A 13,937-nucleotide genomic window follows, 5' to 3' on the forward strand; every position below is an offset into this window, starting at 1 on the left:
TCCCAACGGGAGGTTCAGGCCGGATCCGCCGCCAGCAGCGCCCGCAGGCCGTCCTCATCCAGCACGCTCACCCCCAGGTCCTGGGCCTTGGTGAGCTTGCCGCCGGCCTCCTCGCCGGCCACCACGTAGCTGGTCTTCCGGCTCACCGAGCCGCTCACCTTCCCCCCGGCCGCCTCGATCAGGGCCTGGGCCGCGGAGCGGCTCAGGGAGGGCAGGGTGCCGGTGAGCACGAAGGTGAGCCCCGTCAGGGGCGTCGCCGCCGGCGGCCCCCCATCGCCGTCCCCGTCCGGCTCCGGCGCGGCGGCCAGGGAGAAGCCCAGTTCACCCAGCTGCTCCAGCAGCAGCCGGTTGGCCGGCGTGGCGAACCACTGCCGCAGGGACTGGGCGATCTCGGGGCCGATGCCGAAGACCTCCGTGAGCGGATCGGGGCCCTCGCCGGCTTCGCCTGTCAGGGCGGCGGCCTCAAGCGCGTCGGCGCTGGGGAAGGCCCGGGCCAGGGCCTTGGCATTCACCTCCCCCACGTGGTGGATGCCGAGGCCATAGAGCTGGCGGTGCCAGGGCTGGTGCTTCGACGCCTCCAGGGCGGCCACCAGCTTGGCGGCGGAGGTGTCCCCCATCCGCTCCAGGCTGGCCAGCAGGGCGGCATCGAGCCCGTAGAGGCCGGGGATTGACCTCACCAGGCCCCGGTCCACCAGCTGCTCGATCAGCTTGATCCCCAGGCCGTCCACATCGAGGGCCCCCTTGCTCACCCAGTGGCGCAGGGAGCCCCGCAGGATGGCGGGGCAGCCGTTGTTGACGCAGCGGGTGGCGGCCTCCCCCTCCTCCCGCACCAGCGCCGAGCCGCATTCCGGGCAGGTGGGCGGCAGCTCCAGCCGCCTGGCCCCCTCCGGCCGCAGCTCCACCAGCACCCGCACCACCTCGGGGATGATCTCGCCCGCCTTGCGCACCACGATCGTGTCGCCGGCGCAGAGATCCAGCTCCGCCAGGCGGTCGGCGTTGTGGAGGGTGGCGCGGCTCACGGTGGTGCCGGCCAGGGGCACCGGCTCGAACTCCGCCACAGGCGTGACCACCCCCGTGCGGCCCACCTGGCAGGTGAGGCGCAGCAGACGGCTGGGGGCCTCCTCGGCGGCGTACTTGAGGGCGATCGCCCAGCGGGGCGCCTTCTGGGTGAAGCCCGCCTCCTCCTGCAGGCGCAGGTCGTCGAGTTTCACCACCACCCCATCGGTGGCGTAGGGCAGGCCGCGGCGCTCCTGCTCCCAGCGGTCGCAGAAGGCCTTCACCGCCGCCAGGTCGGGGCAGAGGGCGCAGTGGGGATTGACGCGGAACCCGGCCGCCTTCAGCCAATCCAGGGCCTGCCACTGGCTGCGGGGCACGGCCGGGTCGCCGGGGCCGGCCCGCCAGTCCTCGGGCAGGTGCAGGGTGTAGGCGAAGAGCGACAGCCCGCGGGAGGCCACCACCTTCGGATCCAGCTGCCGCAGGGTGCCGGCACAGGCGTTGCGCGGATTGGCGAAGGGGGCCTCGCCCCGCTCGGCGCGCTCGGCGTTGATGGCGGCGAAGGTGGACTCCGGGATGAAGGCCTCACCGCGCACCTCCACCCAGGCGGGGGGCTGCTCCAGGTCGAGCCGCAGGGGCACGCTGCGGATCGTGCGCACGTTGGCGGTGATCTCCTCGCCCCGCTCCCCGTCCCCCCGGGTGGCGGCCCGCACCAGCACCCCCTGCTCGTAGCTCAGGGCGAGGGCGTTGCCGTCGATCTTGAGTTCGCCCACCATCGGCAGGGCCGGCGCCGGTGCGCCCTCCTGGGCCTCCCGGTCGAGCACCCGCAGCAGCCGGGAGTACCAGCCGTCGAGCTCGTCGTGGGAGAAGGCGTTGTCGAGGCTCAGCAGGCCGATCCGGTGGGCCACGCTGGTGAACCCCTCGGCCGGGGAACCGCCCACCCGTCGGGTGGGGCTGTCGGGCCGGATCAGCTCCTGATCGGCCTCCTCCAGCGCCACGAGCTCCCGGTAGAGCCGGTCATAGACCGGGTCCTCCATCACCGGAGCATCGAGCACGTAGTAGGCGTGGGCGGCGCGGTTGAGCAGCCGCCGCAGTTCCTCCGCCCGGGCTTGGGCCACGGCTCAGGCGGCCGCCAGCTTGGTGATCCGATCCACCCGCCAGGCCTCCTCCACCTTCACGAAGGTGAAGTCGAGGGGGAGTTCCTCCTTGCCGTCGGTCTTGAGCTTGACCGTCAGGATCACCTGGCCCTCCTGCAGCCGGGGACGGCCGGACTTGAGGTTGCGGTACTTGTTGAGCTGCAGCCCGGCCAGGAAGCGGATGAACTGCTGGCGGTTGACGTGGGAGCGGTAGTTGCGGGTGGTGAGCAGGTAGGCCCCGTCCACCTGGCCGGAGGCCACCTGGGTGAAGAACTGCTTGATCAGCGGATTGATGCCCCGGGCGCTGAGCACCAGCCGAACCGCCGAGATGGTCCAGTACAGAAGCAGGCCACCGGCTCCCGCCAGCAGGAGCTTGGTGCCGATGTCGCGGGCCAGTCCCCAGTCCATGGTGATCCCATCCGTTCGCAGCGTTGCAGAGTCTGACGGACGACCCCACCAGAATGGGCCGATGCCCCTGGAACCGCTGCTGCCCCTGTTCCACCGGCTCAACCGCGAGCACTTCGACGGCCAGCTCACCCGGGAGAACCGGCCTCTGGTGGACGTGCGCTGGAGCGACGGCCGGCTGACCCGCACCGCCGGGCTCTACCGGCGGGGGCGCCTGGCCGACGGGCGTGACCTCTGCGAGATCGTCCTCTCGAGGCCCCTGCTGGAGCCGCTGCCGCGGCAGGCCACCCTGGGCACCCTCTGCCACGAAATGATCCATGCCTGGGTGGACCGGGTGCTGGTGGCGTCGGAGGTCCATGGCCCCCGGTTCCGGGCCCGGATGGAGCAGATCAACCGGGCCCAGGACGACTTTCAGGTGAGCCTGCGGCACCGCTATCCCCTGCCGGTGGTCGCCAGCCGCTGGATCGCCCGCTGTCCGCGCTGCGACAGCCGCACGCCCTACCAGCGCCGCCGGCAGGGCCTGGCCTGCCGCCGCTGCTGCGAGCGCCTCCATGGCGGGCGCTGGGATGCGAGCTGTCTGCTGGTGTTCGAGCCCAACACCGCCTAGGTTCTGGCGCAGGTGTTGGGGCCGATGGCGACGTTTCTGTGGACCCTGGAATGGGGTGGCTTCACCATTGCCCTGGTGGGGATGGGGCGGGAGCACTGGCTGTCCGGTCGGCGCCGCTAAATTGGTCTGATGCATCCGATGGATCAGGGCTACGGCCGCGAACGGGATCCCTGGGACCGCGAACCTCCCGAGCGCGACTCCCGTGAACGCGAACCCCGCGAACGCGACATCCAGCCGCGCGATGCTCGGGAGCGCGACCTGTCCCGGCGGCCCCGTGGCGGCAGCGATCCCCTCGATCAGCGCGTTGATCGCTGGGTGACGGCCGGCCGACAGTTCGTTGAGGGGGTGGCGGGGTCGCGGCCGGGGGGCCGACCCGCCGGGCGGGGGACCGACCGTCGCTCCCAGCTGCGGCCCCGGATGGACGAGCTCGGCCGCTGGGTCGAGGGCCGCCTCGACTGGCTGCTCGACGACGGCGACGACTGGCGGGAACCCTGGCAGGAGAGCGACCGCGGTGCCCCCGGGGCTCCGGTGGAAGCACCAGCCCCGGGCCGTTCCCGCCGCCCGATGCTCGAGGCGGTCTCCCGGCGCGGCCGCTCAGGGCCGCCGCCATCGCCCGCCCCCGCCTCGGCTTCCACCGCCGCCCCTCTCTCGGCTCCAGGCTCCGGCGCGGCAGACGACGGCGACTGGCCCGATGACGCCAGCTTCACCCTGCCCCGCTGGCAGCGCCCCGAAGGCCCCGGCGAGCCGGAACCGACCTTCACGCCTCCGGCCTCCGGCCGGCCGCTGCCCCGCTCGAGCCGCCGCCGCGCCTGAGCCGGCGACACCGCCATTTCGGCGGGAAGTGGGCTAGGACTGGCTTAGTACTCGCAGGGACGTCGGCCATGAGCAGCCTGGTGGTGGTTGGGTTTCCGTCCGTGGCGGAGGCCGACCAGGTGCGGCGCCAGCTGGTGGAGATCCAGAAGGAAGAACTGATCGCCCTCGAGGATGCGGTCGTCGTCGAGGCCGAACCGGACGGCAAGGTGCGCCTGCACCAGTCGCTCAATCTCACCAAGGCCGGTGCCCTCGGCGGTGGCTTCTGGGGCACCCTCGTGGGCCTGCTGTTCCTCAATCCCCTGCTCGGGGCTGCCGTCGGGGTCGGCCTGGGGGCCGCTTCAGGTTCCCTGTCGGACCTGGGCATCAACGACAACTTCATGCGGGAGGTGGGAGAAACCCTCCCCCCCGGCAGTGCGGCCCTTTGCCTGCTGCTGCGCGACGCCACCCCCGACCGGCTGATCGAGCGGCTGCGGGTTCATGCGCCCCACGCCAAGCTGCTGCGCACCAACCTCAGCCATACCGACGAGGACCGGCTGCGTCAGATGCTCGAGCAGGCGAGCAAGCAGGCCCAGGCCCTGCGGCTGTCCTGAGCTTCGGGTTCACCCGGAAGCTGCAGCCCCGCTGACGCAGTTCCCTGTTCACCGGCTTCACCAGGTCGCGGGGAACGTCAACGGCCATCTCCTCGGCCGAGATGCTGATCGACGGGGAGCCGTTCTGGAGGGCGCTGAGCAGGTCGGCCCACAGGCTCACCATGGTGCGCTGGGCCTGGGGCACCAGCCCCAGCCGCTCGAGGTGGGGGGCGCAGCCCTGATGCAGCCAGAGGCTGGAGTGGTGGTGGCCCGGCTGGGGACGCATGGCCAGGCCGGCCGCCAGGGCTTCGGCCGTGGGTTCGCCGCTGCTGCGGCGCAGGCCGGAGGCCACCAGCAGTTTTCCGGTGTGCACGGCGGAGACGCCGTAGCGGCGGCCCAGTTCGGTGAGGGTGAGCCAGTCCCCTCCCGGCGGGGTCTGGGCGCTGTGGCGGTTGGACATGGGGCGGTTTCAAGTATCCGAATGCTGGCCAGCGACTTTCGAGCGTCAATTCGTCAACAGCAAACCGCCACACGGTGTTACCGAATTGATGAGTCGTTACGAACCGATTCCGCCTGGGCCGGCCCCAGCCAGCGCTCCAGCGCCGGGGAGAACACCTCCCGGATCACGGTGAGTTCCCGCCCGTGGCGAAAGAAGCGGTAATGCCGGCTCCAGAAGGGCCCCGCGTGGCCGAAACGCTCCTGGAGCCAGGGTTCCTGCACCTGGCCGAAGCCATCCACCTCGCGGTACAGCTCCGCCCGCCCCGCCGAGAGGCTGCGCCAGATCGGCAGCCGGCGATCCTGCAGATGGGCCTCCGCCTCGGCCTGGTTCCACCAGCTCTCGGCCCAGCCCAGGGTCTGGGGCCCGCAGGTGAGCCACACCTGCCGCCGCAGCAGCGGCTCGGCCAGCTCGGCCACCTCCGCCGGTGCTCCGGCGGAGACCCCCGCTTCGGAAGCCATGGCGATCAGTTCCACCTCCACCGGATGGCCGGTGAGAAGCTGCAGATGCCGGGTCGGGCTGCCGTCCCCCAGCAGCAGCAGGGTCCAGGGGCCGCTCAGCTCACCACCGGCCGGAGGCTGGGGGCGATCGGTGGCACTGGCCTGCCACAGGCACGTGGGAGACGGCAGCAGGCCGCCGGTGGCTTGGATCATGGCGGGCCGGGGGGCAGGTCAGTAGCCGTTGCTGATCGAGATGCGCCGCACCTCGCCACCCCGTTCGATCATGGCGGTGTCGCCATCGGCGGAGCGAAGGCGCCAGCCGCTGCCCCCGATGGCCTCGCCGACGTTGACGCTGGTGGAGCTCCCCCCCATCTGGAAGATCGCCGAGGCGGGTCGCCCCGCCGAGCCCACCACTCCCACCAGTTCGGGCACGGGGCCGCCACCGGCCGGGGCGGCGCTGCGTTCGCCGTAGCCCCCGCCTCCGCCACCGGTGGCAGGGGGGGCGGCGGCGGCCAGTTTCGAGCTCACCGGCACCCGCAGGACCGGCGCCCTCGAGCCCTCCGGCTGGGGCAGCTGGGAGAGCTGCTCGATCCAGGGTTCCTCCGGAGGCGGGGGCAGCTGGTCGCTGGCGAGCGGCAGGACGGACGGGCCGCCGGCCAGGCTGGTTCCGGCGGCCCCGAGCGGGGCCGGGTTGGCCGGGCCGAGGCTGCGCAGCCGCTCCACCAGCAGCAGGCTGCGTTCCTGGCTGAGGGTCTGCTGCATGCGGCTGGAGTGGGTGAGGTACAGCACCGAACTGGCGACGCTGACCATGCACACCCCGCCCATCGCCGTGAGCAGCAGGGTGTTGCGATCGTGCCGGGATGGGGCCGAGGCCGGGGCGGCGGGACGGCCCCGCAGCCGCCGCACCGGGGGGGCCAGGGGCAGGGGCGGGGGAGCCTCGGCCTGGGAGGCCACGTCGAGATCGATGGTGGCCTCCGGATCGAAGACCCGGTTCATCATCTGCTCGGCCTTCAGCTCCCAGTAGGCACGGGAGGTGGGAATGCCGCGCAGGGGACGCCGAGGGGAGGGGCTCATCTGCAGACCTCGGCGTCAGGCGTGCATCACTGTAACGATGCTTCCATGGTCTGACGAGGGCCCGGCTGTCCCCGGCGTCGCTGCAGTTCCAGCCAGAGCAGCAGGGCGTTGACGTCGGCGGGGCTGACTCCGGGAATCCGGGAGGCCTGGCCCAGGCTGCGGGGCTGGATGGCCGCCAGCTTCTCGCGGGCCTCCGCCGAGAGGGTGCCGATGGCGACGTAGTCAACACCGGCGGGGATGGCCCGCTCCAGCTGGCGCCGCACCCGCTCGATCTGCTGTTCCTGGCGGGCCAGATAGCCGCTGTACTTGATGTCGATCTCGGCGCCGTCGCGCACATCGATCGGCAGATCCCGATCGGCGAGCCCCAGCCGCACCAGATCCTCGCCGTGCAGGCCCGGCCGGCGCAGCAGATCGGCCAGGGTGATCGAGCCGTTGATGCCGGCGCCGGTGGCGGCGGCCACGGCGGTGGCGGCGGGATCGGAGGCCTTGAGCCGCACCGTTTCAAGGCGCTGTTTCTCGGCGTCGATGGCGGCCTGCTTCTGCTCGAACAGGCGCCAGCGCCGTTCGTCGATCAGGCCCAGCCGGTGGCCCAGGGGCGTGAGGCGGCGATCGGCGTTGTCGCCGCGCAGCACCAGGCGGTACTCGCTGCGGCTGGTCAACACCCGGTAGGGCTCCTTGAGGTCCTGGGTGACCAGGTCGTCCACCAGGGTGCCGATGTAGCTCCCTTCCCGGGGGAAATGGACGGGGTCCTGGCCCCCCAGCAGCCGGGCGGCGTTCAGCCCGGCCACCAGCCCCTGGGCGGCGGCCTCCTCGTAGCCGGTGGTGCCGTTGAGCTGGCCCGCCGAGAACAGGCCCCGCACCCGTTTGGTTTCCAGGGAGGGCTCCAGCTGGGTGGCCGGCAGGATGTCGTAGTCGACGGCGTAGGCGGGCCGCAGCATCACGCAGGCCTCCAGCCCGGGCAGGGTGCGCAGCAGGGCCAGCTGCAGGGATTCGGGCAGGCCGGTGGAGAAGCCCTGGACGTAGAGCTCGGGCGTGTCGCGCCCCTCCGGCTCCAGGAAGATCTGGTGGCTGTCTTTATCGGCGAAGCGCACGATCTTGTCCTCGATCGAGGGGCAGTAGCGGGGCCCCTTGCTGTCGATGAAGCCGCCGTAGATCGGGGTGAGGTGCAGGTTGTCGCGGATCAGCTGGTGGGTGGCCGCTGTGGTGCGGGTGATGTGGCAGGCCATCTGCTCGCCGCTCACCCGGGCGGTGGGATCGAAGCTGAAGAAGCGGTCGGCGGCGTCGCTGGGCTGCTCCTCCAGCTGGTCGAGGGCCACGCTGCGCCGGTCGACGCGGGCGGGGGTGCCGGTCTTGAGCCGGTCGGTGCGGAACCCCAGGGCCTGAAGCGCTTCGGTGAGCCCTTCGGCGGGCTGTTCGCCGGCCCGGCCCGCCGCCATCGAGCGGTTGCCCACCCAGATGCGGCCCCCCAGGAAGGTGCCGGTGGTGAGGATCACGGCGCCGGCGCCGTAGACGCTGCCGAAGTAGGTGCGCACGCCGATCACCCGGGCCGGCGGGCCGGCCGGATCGTTGGGATCGCCCTCCAGCTCCAGCCCCGTGACCATCGCTTCGCGCAGGGCCAGGTTGGGGGTGTGCTGCAGCAGCTGCAGCATCTGGCGGGCGTAGAGGCGTTTGTCGGTCTGGGCCCGCAGCGCCCACACCGCCGGGCCGCGGCTGGCGTTGAGCAGCCGTTTCTGCAGGGCGGTGGCATCGGCCAGCCGGCCGATCACCCCCCCGAGGGCATCCACCTCATGGACCAGCTGGCTCTTGGCCGGGCCGCCAACGGCCGGGTTGCAGGGCTGCCAGGCGATGCGGTCGAGGTTGAGGCTGAACAGGGCCGTCGAGATGCCCAGCCGGGCGGCGGTGAGGGCCGCCTCGCAGCCGGCATGGCCGCCGCCGACCACGATCAGGTCGAAGCGTTCGGTGGGGTCTGCGCTCAGGGCCATCCCTTGAATGTATGGCGCTGCAGGGGCCGGTGGGGCGGCCGGGCACGGTCCGGCGGCCGATGATGGGTAACTGCGGTCGAGGCGCCCGCCCATGCGCACCGCCCTGGTGCTGATCGATCTGATCAACGACCTCATCCACCCCGACGGGGCGATGCCCACCTGCGCCGCCGAAGTGCAACGGCGTGGCGTGCTGGGCGCGGCCAATCAGGCCCTCGAGCGGGCCCGGGCCCGGGGCTGGCCCACGATCCTGGTGAAGGTGGCCTTCCGAGCCGGCTATCCGGAGCTGCCCGCCCACGCGCCGCTCCTGGGCCGGGCGCGGGAGCTGGGGGGCCTGCGGCTGGGGCAGTGGGGGACGGACTTCCACGCCGATCTGGCGGTGGAGCCTGGCGATCCGGTGCTGGTGAAGCACCGGCTGAGCCCCTTCCATGGCACCGCCCTCGCGACGCTGCTGCGGGCCGCCGGGATCGATCGGCTGCTGCTGGGGGGCATCAGCACCGCCTGGGCGCTGCAGGCGGCGGCCCGGGAGGCCCACGATCGGGACTTCCAGGTGGTGCTGGTGGAGGACGCCTGCGCGGCGGCGAGCCCGCAGGAGCATCAGGCCTCCATCGCTCAACTGTCCCGCCTGGCCGCCGTGGTGCGGGCGGCCGACCTGGCCTGATCGTGCTTACGGCACCGGTGGCTGCAGCGAGGCGGCGTAGGCGGGGTCCTCGGTGCCGAACACCCGGTCCCAGAAGGTGAAATAGAGCCCGAAATGATGGCCGTGGCGGCGGTGGTGCAGGGAGTGGTGGGCAGGGCCGATCAGCCAGCGCCCCAGCCAGTGGTGGGGAAAGCTCAGCGGCAGCACCTCCAGGCCCAGGTGGTTGACCACGGCCCACACCGTCATCGTGGTGAGCACCGCCAGCAGGGTGGCGAAATGCATCGGAATCAGCATCACGATGCCGATCAGGAACAGGGCCTGAACGACGGCTTCGAGGGGGTCGAAGGCGAAGGAGGTCCAGGGTGTGGGCTGGCGGGATCGGTGGTGCCCGCGGTGAAACCAGGGGAAGAGTTTTGGCTGGTGGAACAGCCGGTGGGTGGCGTAGAAATAGGCATCCTGCAGTACCAGCACGGCCACGTAACTGAGCGGCAGGCTCCACCAGGTGTCGGCATGGATCTGCCCATGCAGGCGGGTCAGGCCCCGCTCCTGCAACGTCATCAGCAGGGCGGTGGCCAGGGAGAAGATGGCGGCGGAGATGATGGACAGCTGGATGTCATTGAAAACGGAGACCCTGGCCTCCTGGCGCTGATAGAGAAGCCAGTGGGCGAAGCCGGCCATGGCGAGATAGCGCGCCAGGATGATGGCGAAAAAGGCGATAACGTAAAACCAGAAGGAATGATGTTGCACGTATAGCTTCACGGGGCCTTGATGTTCAGACTACTGGCCCTTTCCCTGGCTGGATACGGCGGATATCCCTATGCAGCGCCGCAATGCAACGGCTCGATGCAGCGCAAGCTATGCAGCCAGATTGCGGAAGCGGGTGAACTGCGGTTCGAACAGCAATTTCACGGTGCCAACAGGGCCGTTGCGGTGCTTGGTGACGATGACTTCGGTGATGCCGCGGTCGGCGGTTTCGGGGTTGTAGTACTCGTCGCGGTAGATCATCAGCACCAGATCGGCGTCCTGCTCGATCGAGCCCGATTCCCGCAGGTCGCTGAGCATGGGGCGTTTGTTGGTGCGGGACTCGACACCCCGGCTGAGCTGGGAGAGGGCGATGACGGGCACATGCAGTTCACGGGCCATGCCCTTGAGGCCCCGGGTGATGCGGGAGAGTTCCTGGACACGGTTGTCGGGGGTGCTGCCCTCCATCAGCTGCAGGTAATCGATCACGATCAGGCCGAGTTCCTTGCCGGTTTCGGCCATCAGGCGCCGGCAGAGGGAGCGCATCTCGAGCACGCCGGAATTGGGCTTGTCGTCGATGAACAGGGGCAGCTGGCCGAGGCTGTTGATGCCCTGGCCGAGCAGGGGCCACTCCTCCTGCTGCAGGCGGCCGGTGCGCAGGCGGCCGCTCTCGATGCCCACCTCCATCGACAGCAGGCGGTAGGTGAGCTGTTCCTTGCTCATCTCCAGACTGAACACGCACACCGGCAGCTGGTGCAGCTGGGCGACGTTCTTGGCGATGTTGAGCACGATCGAGGTCTTGCCCATGGCGGGCCGTCCGGCGACGATGATCAGGTCGCTGCGCTGCAGGCCTTGGGTGATGGCGTCCAGGTCGTAGAAGTTGACCGGGATGCCGGCGACGGCGGTGCCGAGGGAACGGCTCTCGATCTCGTTGAAGGTGCTGGTGAGGATCTCCGCGGTGGGGGTGAGGCCGGCGGTGGGCTTCTCCTGGCTGATGGCGAAGATCTTCTGCTCGGCCTCATCCAGCACCTGCTCCATCGGCAGGCTCTGGTCGAAGCCGAGGCGGATCACCTCGTTGGCGGAGCGGATCAGCTGGCGCCGCAGGTGCTTGTCCATCACCAGGCGCGCCACCTGGTCGATGGAGGCGGTGGAGAGGGTGCGCTCCACCAGCTCGACCAGCCGGGAGCTGCCGCCCACCTTCTCCAGCTGGCCCGTGTCGGCGAGCCAGGCGGCCATGGCCGTGAGGTCGGTGGGCTTGCCCTGGCTGTGCAGCATCAGGGCGGTGCGATAGATCTCGCGGTGGGCGCCGAGATAGAAGGCCTCGGGGCGCAGCACGTCGGCGACGCGGCCGATGGCGTCGGGATCGAGAAGGATGCCGCCCAGAACCGACTCTTCAGCCTCCAGGTTCTGGGGCGGGACGGAATCGGGCAGGGCCTCGAAGCCGGCCTGCTCGTCGCGCCGGGACGCCTGCCTCGGACCGTCGGGCCGGGGTGGCTCGGAACCAGCCAGGGGCACGCTCACCATGGACGGGACTCCAGAACGCGGCTCACGGAACGCAAAGCCGGATCGGTCAGGATCGGGCGCGGGTGAGGAGAATCACTCTGGCGCCCGGAGCGGAAAGAATCGGTTCGCTGCTGGCCGATCAGTAGCTGACCACTTCCAGGTTGACGTCGGCGACGACCTCGGGGTGCAGCTTGACCTGCACCTTGTAGGAGCCGGTGCGGTGGATCTCGGGAACGGTGATGGCGCGGCGGTCGACCTCTTTCTTGGTGGCCGCCTCGATGGCCTCGGCCACGTCACCGTTGGTGACGGTGCCGAAGAGGACGTCGTCGCCGCCGGTCTGCTTCTTGACGGTGAAGCGGCCGATGGTGTCGAGGGCGGTGCGGAAGGCGACCGCCTCGGCCTTCAGGGCCGCCTGGCGCTCCGCCTCCTTGGCCCGGCGGTGCTCCACCTGGCGCAGCACAGCGGCGGTGACGGCCAGGGCCTTGCCGGTGGGCAGGAGGTAGTTACGGGCGTAGCCGGGAGCGACATCCACCAGATCCCCGTCTTTGCCCAGGGAAAGGATGTCCTCGCTCAGGACCACCTGCACACGCTTCTTGACCATGACAACGCCCCGGCTGAGCCATCTGAAATCCGATCGGCAAGCCTACGACATGGAGCTGGTGGGGGCCGCGGCGCGGGGCAGGCGGACCCGGGTGGCCAGGCCCAGGGCCCGCATCAGGCGGATGTGCTGCCAGGTGAGGTCGAACTGGCGGGGGCCGAAGCCGTGGCGGGCCGAATGGGGGTAGGCGTGGTGGTTGTTGTGCCAGCCCTCACCGAAGGTCAGCGCCGCCACCCAGGGGTTGTTCTTCGACTTGTCGCCGCTGTCGTGGACGGACTCGCCCCACATGTGGGTGGCCGAGTTCACCAGCCAGGTGCACTGGTAGACGATCACCAGGCGCAGGGGGATGCCCCACAGCACCAGGGCCCAGCCGCCGGCACCGGTGACGCTGCCGATCCAGAAGAGCAGCAGGCCCAGGGGCACCTGGAGCAGCAGGAAGCTGTGGTTCAGCCAGCGGTAGTAGGGATCGGTGGCCAGGTCGCCCGTGAGCCGGGGCACGGCGGCCATGGCGGGAATCTCCTCGAACATCCAGGCCATGTGGGACCACCAGAAGCCCTTGTTGCTGTCGTGGTGATCCGCTTCCGTATCGGAAAACTTGTGGTGGTGGCGGTGCAGGCCCACCCAGTCGATGGGGCCGTGCTGGCAGCTGAGGGCGCCGCAGGTGGCGAAGAAGCGCTCCAGCCACTGGGGAACGCGGAAGGAGCGGTGGCTGAGCAGGCGGTGGTAGCCGATCGTGACGCCCAGGCAGGCGGTGACCCAGTACATCACCAGCAGGGCACCGACGGCCTCCAGGCTCCAGAAGCGGGGCAGCAGGGCCACCACCGCCAGGATGTGGATCAGGACCATGAAGCTGATCGTGCCCCAGCGGGTGCCCTTGGGGGAGACGCCCCGGGGTTCGCCGCGGCGTGGTTCGTGCAGGGCCCGGGCCCTGACGAGGGAATCGCTTCCCTGGTTGATGGTGGCGGGGCGGCGGGTGTGGCGGGCTTTGGTGCCGGCATCGCGGCGGTCGCCGGATGGGGCGCCTGGCTGGATGCCGGGGCGGGAGAGGGGGGTGACGGCCATGAAGGACCGGGCTCCTGATGAGTGACTAAGATGGTAGCAATACGAATCCTGATCGAGTGGGGTATCGAGACGAACTCGTATCTGGTCGCGTCGCCTTCGCCCACCTGATCCGCGTCTGGCACGAGCGCAACGGCTGGTCCCACCGGGTTCTGCCGATGCTGGCCGAGGCCCTCGATCTGGGTCGGGTGCACAACTCCCAGCTCTCGATGCTGCGCAACGGCAAGCTGGCCTCCCCCGGTCCGGAGGTGTTCCTGGCCCTGGGGGGCGTCAACCTGTGGCTCGATGCCCAGGCCCCCGGGGGCCGGTTGGAGCCGCTGGCGGCGCGCACCCTGCTGGCGGCCCACCCCGAACTCATGGAGGCCCTCTGCAGCTCGGCCCTGCCGGTGCGCGACGAGCAGCAGCGGGTGCTGGGGCCCGGGGCCCTGCTCGAGGTGTTCGTGGGCTTCCGCCAGCCGCCGGCCAGCTTCGATCTGCGTATCAGTGAGGCGGAGGCCGCCGGGCTCAGCGGGGCCCTGGCCCAGCTGCTCACTGCCGGGCGGCCCTGGCGGGACTGTCGCGACCGGCTGATGGCGGCCTATCCGGTGGCCAAGCGCCAGCGGCGGGAACGCTTCGCCGAGGTGATCGCCGGCCAGCGCGACTACACGGCGGTGGAACTGGACGCCGAGTTGCCCGAGCTGCGCCGCACCCTGGCGGCCCTGGGGGCGGCGGGGGAGGAGGAGCTGGGCCCGGACCGCTTCCTGGAGCTGCTGCGCCAGCGGGCCCGCCGGCTCCAGGGGGAGGGCGCCGCCCAGGCCCCGGACGACCTGGCGGCTGCCATCCGCCGCGAGATCGGCGCGGCGATTCCGGCCACGGCGGACCCGGCCGAGCTCTGACTCAGGGAT

15 protein-coding genes are annotated in these 13,937 nt (G+C 70.9%); 5 read left to right on the forward strand and 10 right to left on the reverse strand.

Features of this window, described 5'->3' with window-relative positions; all coding sequences use genetic code 11:
- Positions 1-14: 14 nt before the first annotated feature.
- Together ligA and CJZ86_RS09280 are read right to left on the reverse strand one after the other, a co-directional pair.
- The gene (gene ligA / locus CJZ86_RS09275) at positions 15-2,111 is read right to left on the reverse strand and encodes an NAD-dependent DNA ligase LigA (RefSeq protein WP_094585670.1); all 2,097 of its coding nucleotides are present in this window, start codon (positions 2,109-2,111) and stop codon (positions 15-17) included.
- 3 nt (positions 2,112-2,114) lie between these two features.
- Positions 2,115-2,537: a hypothetical protein gene (locus tag CJZ86_RS09280; protein ID WP_094585671.1), complete on the reverse strand. Its 423-nt coding sequence runs from the start codon at positions 2,535-2,537 to the stop codon at positions 2,115-2,117.
- A gap of 61 nt (positions 2,538-2,598) precedes the next feature.
- Here CJZ86_RS09280 and CJZ86_RS09285 point away from each other — a divergent pair, with 61 nt between their 5' ends.
- The 3 genes from CJZ86_RS09285 to CJZ86_RS09295 all read left to right on the forward strand — a co-directional run bounded on the left by CJZ86_RS09285 (position 2,599) and on the right by CJZ86_RS09295 (position 4,544).
- A complete protein-coding gene (locus CJZ86_RS09285; protein ID WP_094585672.1) occupies positions 2,599-3,141 on the forward strand; it encodes a SprT family zinc-dependent metalloprotease in 543 nt (180 codons plus the stop codon).
- A 129-nt stretch (positions 3,142-3,270) separates the two neighbouring features.
- Entirely contained in the window at positions 3,271-3,954 is a 684-nt protein-coding gene (locus tag CJZ86_RS09290) for an RNA helicase (protein ID WP_233133937.1), read from the forward strand.
- Between the two features lie 68 nt (positions 3,955-4,022).
- Positions 4,023-4,544, forward strand: a complete 522-nt coding sequence (locus CJZ86_RS09295; protein ID WP_094585673.1) for a DUF1269 domain-containing protein — start codon at positions 4,023-4,025, stop codon at positions 4,542-4,544.
- Here the strand turns inward: CJZ86_RS09295 and CJZ86_RS16735 are convergent.
- The 4 genes from CJZ86_RS16735 to mnmG all read right to left on the reverse strand — a co-directional run bounded on the left by CJZ86_RS16735 (position 4,465) and on the right by mnmG (position 8,515).
- Positions 4,465-4,983: a hypothetical protein gene (locus CJZ86_RS16735; protein WP_143594113.1), complete on the reverse strand. Its 519-nt coding sequence runs from the start codon at positions 4,981-4,983 to the stop codon at positions 4,465-4,467. The genes CJZ86_RS09295 and CJZ86_RS16735 overlap by 80 nt on opposite strands.
- A 77-nt stretch (positions 4,984-5,060) precedes the next feature.
- The gene (locus CJZ86_RS09300; protein ID WP_094585674.1) at positions 5,061-5,672 is read right to left on the reverse strand and encodes a chorismate lyase; all 612 of its coding nucleotides are present in this window, start codon (positions 5,670-5,672) and stop codon (positions 5,061-5,063) included.
- A gap of 18 nt (positions 5,673-5,690) precedes the next feature.
- The gene (locus CJZ86_RS09305; protein WP_094585675.1) at positions 5,691-6,533 is read right to left on the reverse strand and encodes a hypothetical protein; all 843 of its coding nucleotides are present in this window, start codon (positions 6,531-6,533) and stop codon (positions 5,691-5,693) included.
- Positions 6,534-6,559: 26 nt separating this feature from the next.
- Positions 6,560-8,515 carry a tRNA uridine-5-carboxymethylaminomethyl(34) synthesis enzyme MnmG gene (mnmG, locus tag CJZ86_RS09310; protein WP_094585676.1) on the reverse strand — a complete coding sequence of 652 codons (1,956 nt, stop codon included), beginning with the start codon at positions 8,513-8,515 and terminating at the stop codon, positions 6,560-6,562.
- Positions 8,516-8,606: 91 nt separating this feature from the next.
- Between mnmG and CJZ86_RS09315 the strand changes: the two genes are divergently transcribed.
- On the forward strand, positions 8,607-9,173 hold the full coding sequence (locus CJZ86_RS09315) for a cysteine hydrolase family protein (protein WP_094585677.1): 567 nt from the start codon (positions 8,607-8,609) through the stop codon (positions 9,171-9,173).
- Between the two features lie 6 nt (positions 9,174-9,179).
- On the opposite strand, the gene CJZ86_RS09320 is transcribed toward CJZ86_RS09315, so the two are convergent.
- The 4 genes from CJZ86_RS09320 to CJZ86_RS09335 form a co-directional block, all read right to left on the reverse strand.
- Positions 9,180-9,830 (reverse strand): sterol desaturase family protein, encoded by a 651-nt coding sequence (locus tag CJZ86_RS09320; RefSeq protein ID WP_353615218.1) that lies wholly within the window; start codon positions 9,828-9,830, stop codon positions 9,180-9,182.
- Between the two features lie 177 nt (positions 9,831-10,007).
- Positions 10,008-11,417 carry a replicative DNA helicase gene (gene dnaB, locus CJZ86_RS09325; RefSeq protein ID WP_094585679.1) on the reverse strand — a complete coding sequence of 470 codons (1,410 nt, stop codon included), beginning with the start codon at positions 11,415-11,417 and terminating at the stop codon, positions 10,008-10,010.
- A 118-nt stretch (positions 11,418-11,535) separates the two neighbouring features.
- Entirely contained in the window at positions 11,536-11,997 is a 462-nt protein-coding gene (gene rplI, locus CJZ86_RS09330) for a 50S ribosomal protein L9 (protein ID WP_015110235.1), read from the reverse strand.
- A 42-nt stretch (positions 11,998-12,039) separates the two neighbouring features.
- Positions 12,040-13,056, reverse strand: a complete 1,017-nt coding sequence (locus CJZ86_RS09335; RefSeq protein ID WP_094585680.1) for an acyl-CoA desaturase — start codon at positions 13,054-13,056, stop codon at positions 12,040-12,042.
- A gap of 56 nt (positions 13,057-13,112) precedes the next feature.
- Between CJZ86_RS09335 and CJZ86_RS09340 the strand changes: the two genes are divergently transcribed.
- Positions 13,113-13,928 (forward strand): DUF8644 domain-containing protein, encoded by an 816-nt coding sequence (locus tag CJZ86_RS09340; RefSeq protein WP_094585681.1) that lies wholly within the window; start codon positions 13,113-13,115, stop codon positions 13,926-13,928.
- The last annotated feature ends 9 nt before the right edge of the window (positions 13,929-13,937 follow it).

The sequence above is a fragment of the Synechococcus sp. BO 8801 genome, assembly GCF_002252675.1.
Lineage (GTDB): Bacteria > Cyanobacteriota > Cyanobacteriia > PCC-6307 > Cyanobiaceae > Cyanobium.

What these genes read in the sequence shown, in the direction of transcription:
- CJZ86_RS09290 (WP_233133937.1), top strand. Translation starts at nt 3,271, where the DNA reads ATGCATCCGATGGATCAGGGCTACGGCCGCGAACGGGATCCCTGGGAC.
- CJZ86_RS09305 (WP_094585675.1), bottom strand. Translation starts at nt 6,533, where the DNA reads ATGAGCCCCTCCCCTCGGCGTCCCCTGCGCGGCATTCCCACCTCCCGT.
- dnaB (WP_094585679.1), bottom strand. Translation starts at nt 11,417, where the DNA reads ATGGTGAGCGTGCCCCTGGCTGGTTCCGAGCCACCCCGGCCCGACGGT.
- rplI (WP_015110235.1), bottom strand. Translation starts at nt 11,997, where the DNA reads ATGGTCAAGAAGCGTGTGCAGGTGGTCCTGAGCGAGGACATCCTTTCC.
- CJZ86_RS09285 (WP_094585672.1), top strand. Translation starts at nt 2,599, where the DNA reads ATGCCCCTGGAACCGCTGCTGCCCCTGTTCCACCGGCTCAACCGCGAG.
- CJZ86_RS09315 (WP_094585677.1), top strand. Translation starts at nt 8,607, where the DNA reads ATGCGCACCGCCCTGGTGCTGATCGATCTGATCAACGACCTCATCCAC.
- CJZ86_RS09295 (WP_094585673.1), top strand. Translation starts at nt 4,023, where the DNA reads ATGAGCAGCCTGGTGGTGGTTGGGTTTCCGTCCGTGGCGGAGGCCGAC.
- CJZ86_RS09320 (WP_353615218.1), bottom strand. Translation starts at nt 9,830, where the DNA reads ATGGCCGGCTTCGCCCACTGGCTTCTCTATCAGCGCCAGGAGGCCAGG.
- CJZ86_RS16735 (WP_143594113.1), bottom strand. Translation starts at nt 4,983, where the DNA reads ATGTCCAACCGCCACAGCGCCCAGACCCCGCCGGGAGGGGACTGGCTC.
- CJZ86_RS09300 (WP_094585674.1), bottom strand. Translation starts at nt 5,672, where the DNA reads ATGATCCAAGCCACCGGCGGCCTGCTGCCGTCTCCCACGTGCCTGTGG.
- CJZ86_RS09280 (WP_094585671.1), bottom strand. Translation starts at nt 2,537, where the DNA reads ATGGACTGGGGACTGGCCCGCGACATCGGCACCAAGCTCCTGCTGGCG.
- mnmG (WP_094585676.1), bottom strand. Translation starts at nt 8,515, where the DNA reads ATGGCCCTGAGCGCAGACCCCACCGAACGCTTCGACCTGATCGTGGTC.
- CJZ86_RS09335 (WP_094585680.1), bottom strand. Translation starts at nt 13,056, where the DNA reads ATGGCCGTCACCCCCCTCTCCCGCCCCGGCATCCAGCCAGGCGCCCCA.